The sequence below is a fragment of the Oleiphilus sp. HI0061 genome, from assembly GCF_001635675.1.
The window spans coordinates 1-1,079 of the sequence record NZ_LWFE01001751.1; the positions used below are offsets into that span (position 1 = coordinate 1).

Genomic DNA, 1,079 nt, shown 5'->3' on the forward strand with positions numbered 1-1,079 from the left:
CCGCGGTGATAACTTCTTTCAAGGACTTCGGCACGATGTTTAGTCGAACAAACCATTGCATCAGGTTTTTCAAGGCGACATAAGGCATGAAAATTCGTTCGATTTGATGTTCGAGTATATATTCAGCAAGAGACTTAAAGTCTTGTTTGATCAGTGGGTCAAGAGTGTATAGCGTTGCGCCAAGTGATAAGCTAGAAAAGATTTCCTGGAAAGATACATCAAAACTGAGCGAGGAAAATTGCAAGGTCTTAGGGGCGTAGTTTTCGTTGTAATGAGCATTCTGCCAGTCGATCAGCTTATTTAGAGGGCCATGGGGCATCGCGACGCCTTTGGGGCGCCCTGTTGAACCCGAGGTATAGATTAAATAGGCAGCAGTCGATTCTTCTAGTTGAGCGCTATCGATGCCAAAGTTCTTAAATGCTTGGGACTTATTTGCTAGGACCTGTTCTAAGGTTTCTTCTGTAGGGAATGTTTGACTAAAGTTAATTGATTTGGTCGACTTCGGCGCAAATTCACATACCCTATCACATAGCACAAAGCTCGCATTCGCGTTTTCCAGCATGTATGCCAATCGATCGTTGGGGTAGATCGGGTCAAGAGGAATGTAGGCACAGCCATAGTCCAGCAACGCGATCATACTTGCTATCGCCAAGGGTTTCGATTCGAAATATAGACCAACGTAGCTACCTTGTTCTAGCTCCAACTGTTTGAGCCTGGAATTGATTCCTGCAACAAGCTGCCCGAGTTCAGCATAGCTTATCGAGACTTGATTATCTTGAATCGCTATTGACGTGGGGATAGAGTCAAAGTTTTGTTTGACCGTGTCGATGAAATTCAAGCTGACCTCTTTGCCTTGGGTGTTAGAGTTTATATAATTATTGCAGTGTCACTTACTTCTGAGTGGGAAGCTAGAGATTGAAGCAGTCTATTTCAAGGTAATTTCCTTTAATATCGATCTATTGATACTTCTTTAGTCACTAAAGTTTAAACGGCGTTCTTCTATGCCTTACCCCTGTAGCGGAATAAACTGAGTTAGCGATGGCTGGTGCGATGATTGGCACGGCTATTTCACCAATTCC

The 1,079-nt window shown here is 43.6% G+C and carries 1 protein-coding gene; it reads right to left on the reverse strand.

The annotated features are described in order from the left end of the window. Positions 1–838: AMP-binding protein (locus A3735_RS26780; protein WP_156499952.1), on the reverse strand; the 838-nt coding region annotated here is incomplete at its 3' end. Positions 839–1,079: the final 241 nt, after the last annotated feature.